The organism is Nitrosomonas sp. Nm51 (genome assembly GCF_900111165.1).
Lineage (GTDB): Bacteria > Pseudomonadota > Gammaproteobacteria > Burkholderiales > Nitrosomonadaceae > Nitrosomonas.
This window is the reverse complement of sequence record NZ_FOGH01000104.1, coordinates 1-2792: the sequence shown is the minus strand read 5'-3', so window position 1 is coordinate 2792 and position 2792 is coordinate 1. Positions and strand designations below refer to the sequence as shown.

Annotated in this window: 5 protein-coding genes; 2 read left to right on the top strand and 3 right to left on the bottom strand. The window is 45.5% G+C overall.

The annotated features are described in order from the left end of the window. Both BMY60_RS14890 and BMY60_RS14885 read left to right on the top strand, forming a co-directional pair. Positions 1-907: IS66 family transposase (locus tag BMY60_RS14890; protein ID WP_177166706.1), on the top strand; the 907-nt coding region annotated here is incomplete at its 5' end. A 317-nt stretch (positions 908-1224) separates the two neighbouring features. Continuing rightward, positions 1225-1857: a hypothetical protein gene (locus BMY60_RS14885; protein ID WP_090334687.1), complete on the top strand. Its 633-nt coding sequence runs from the start codon at positions 1225-1227 to the stop codon at positions 1855-1857. 107 nt (positions 1858-1964) lie between these two features. On the opposite strand, the gene BMY60_RS16800 is transcribed toward BMY60_RS14885, so the two are convergent. From BMY60_RS16800 to BMY60_RS15540, 3 genes are read right to left on the bottom strand one after another with little or no spacing between them, the layout of a single operon-like run. Beyond that, positions 1965-2174 (bottom strand): transposase, encoded by a 210-nt coding sequence (locus tag BMY60_RS16800; RefSeq protein WP_371264225.1) that lies wholly within the window; start codon positions 2172-2174, stop codon positions 1965-1967. Then, a complete protein-coding gene (locus tag BMY60_RS16795) occupies positions 2141-2407 on the bottom strand; it encodes a transposase (RefSeq protein ID WP_371264224.1) in 267 nt (88 codons plus the stop codon). Before BMY60_RS16795 ends, BMY60_RS16800 begins: the two co-directional genes overlap by 34 nt. A gap of 29 nt (positions 2408-2436) precedes the next feature. Continuing rightward, positions 2437-2661, bottom strand: a complete 225-nt coding sequence (locus BMY60_RS15540; RefSeq protein WP_218141724.1) for a winged helix-turn-helix domain-containing protein — start codon at positions 2659-2661, stop codon at positions 2437-2439. Positions 2662-2792 lie beyond the last annotated feature (131 nt).

Here is a 2792-nt window from a genome sequence, read left to right as displayed (position 1 = left end):
GCTGGTCGGCCAGGTGGTTGCATTGAACCGGGTGCAGAAGCTGGTGAAATCGATGATAGGTATCGTGATTGCCGAGGCCAGCTTGCTCAAGTTTGTCCTTCGTCTTCACCAGGCGCTGGCAACCTGGGAGCATCAGGCTACAGCATGGATACTCAACGCACCCGCGATTAACGTGGACGAAACATCCTTCCGGGTTGATACGAAGAACCACTGGATCCACGTGTATTCTTCAGGTGACATTACACTCAAGTTCTTGCACCGAAATCGGGGTAAAACCGCCATTGACGAAATCAACATCATTCCACGCTATGGGGGCGCCATCATACATGACTGCTGGTCATCCTATTTATCGTACCATGGCTGCAATCACGGATTGTGTGGTTCACACTTGTTACGTGAGCTGATCTTCATTGTTGACACGCATGGCTATGCCTGGGCGCGCAACATGAAACGCCTGCTGCAGGAAACGTGCAAAACAGTCTCTAAAAGTACGGAAAAGCGGTTGAGCGATAAGGCGTTAGCCAATCTACAGAAACGCTACCGGAATATTTTAACGCGCGGCGAAAAAGAACTGCCGGTCATTCCGCCCAGGCCCAATGGTAAACGCGGCAAGCTTGCCAAATCCGACGCACACAACCTTCTGGAAAGACTGAAAGTTCATGAAGCCGCGGTACTGCTGTTTGCTAAAGATCCGCATGTGTCGTTCACCAATAACAGAGCTGAACGGGACTTGAGAATGTCAAAGGTTAAACAAAAAGTCTCGGGCTGCTTCAGAACCAGCGAGTATGCGCATGCCTATTGCCGAATCTCCAGCTATCTGCAATCCATGGCCAATAAGGGATATAACCCGTTAATCGCCATTCAGATTGCATTGGCGGGTGAAGCTCATAAAGTATGGGGTGAGTAGTTACATGTGTGGAAAGTAAGTCTCGAACGGAAGTCTTTCCGTGTTAGGATACTAATACTTGATTACGTATCATCTTCAACCAGTTGCCAAAAAAACTAACCACATTAAATATAATGTATATAAGCAATTAACCTGCACTATTTTGATAGATTAAATAAAACAATAAATTCTTGCATTTTAAATGCCATAAAGTTTCAATACAAATAATCAGACATACCAAGTTAATTCAAATACTTTGAACATTTTGGTTATGTAGAATTGACTGAAAGCTATCTGTAATCAGGTATCATTTTAACCACCTATAAGAAGGAAATTCTATGAATACCGCAAAGCGTTTAAGATTCTTCGCTTGCTTACTCGCGTTCGTTGCCACCAACAGTTTTGGCAAATGTTACGATGTCGATGGAGTTATTAAGGCAGTGCCAGTACCGTATTCTGGCAACGTCGATGACCTCGGGTGTGCCTTCCCCTATCCGCGGGAGTTAAATCCAAACGTATGTTTTACTAATCAGTTTGGAGCTTACCTTGCCATCAGTGGAAGTGGCAATGTCTCCTTTACGGGCACATCGGAGTTAACGACCGCTCCGGTAGTGTCTGAGGCATCACCCGATAACACTCTCGCTTTTACCCCGCTTATCTTCCCTCCTCTAGATCCGCTTAATCAATTACCACCTGACGACACGCGGGTGGACCTTCAAATCTTTACCTCACAAGCTATCTTGGTAAGCAGACTCCGAGGATTGCGGGGAACCTTATATACGAAGGACTCCGGTGTCATTACTCAGCTTGGCGCACCTACTGGTGGATTTTCCGGGCAAATCGTGAAGATCGTTGGGGGTGATGGTGATTTCGACGGTGCAACTGGCTTGATTGGAGTGGCTGGGCAGGAGGTTGGCGGCGAACCGGGCAGTATCGCCACCTATACTGGAAGGTTTTGTGTGCCCGATTAAAGAAGCATTTTTAAAGCAGAGATAACTGGAACAAATACAAATTAATTGCTACACAGCTTTTCCAAACATTTTCTGACATATACTCACCACACCTCAAATTTCGGCAGTCAAGCGCAGTCGATAATCTGGAATTTATCGGTCAACAAGGAGCGTAGCGATTCTTTATAGCACTCATGTGCGGCAAAAAAATCGCCACAGGCCTGTTTGAATAAAGCAAAAGTTTCATAGTACCTGCCATATAGGATTTTTTTCTTGAAGAACCGCCAATATCGTTCTATCAGATTCAGATTGGGTGCATATGGCGGCGAAAGATCAATTCTATTTTTGAATGCGTCAAGTATTCTGTAACGATCCGTGATCGATAATAGCGTGCGTTATCACAGATAACGTAAATACTGAGAGCGTCTGGATGCTGTAGCTCGATTTGTTGTAATAGCGCTACCGCAGATTGCGCGTTAATAGTGTCATCATAACGAATGACCGGATAGAGTCCCGCACAATCGATAGCGCCGTTGATGTTGATGCGTTGTCGGCCTGTGTTGCTGCGTATTTCGTGATCCCGACCACGTTTGATCCAACCTATCCGGCAATTGGATTGTGTTGCGGATGTGTGGCGTCCATGAAATAAATCGGGTCATTCGGCGCCTTCTCTGCTTTCAGCTTTCGATAACGTTCAATAAAATCCTTCTGCAGCTCAGCATTGGCCTTACCCGGAATCAATCGGGGCTTTTTGTAAACGAAACCTAACCGGTGTAATAATTGCGTTATGCCGCTTTCGCTGTGAAACTTGCCACGTCTGCTCAACGTAATGTGCAATTTCCTTGGCGGTAAGATAAAGATTGACCTGGTCAAGTAAAACCGGACACCTCAGTTAAGCCACTTTTGTCGAGTATTTTGTTGCTTCTGCTTCAAATTGATTTGGACTTTTGTAATCC

Coding starts and splice junctions, on each gene's coding strand:
- BMY60_RS14885 (WP_090334687.1), top strand. CDS start 1,225: ATGAATACCGCAAAGCGTTTAAGATTCTTCGCTTGCTTACTCGCGTTC.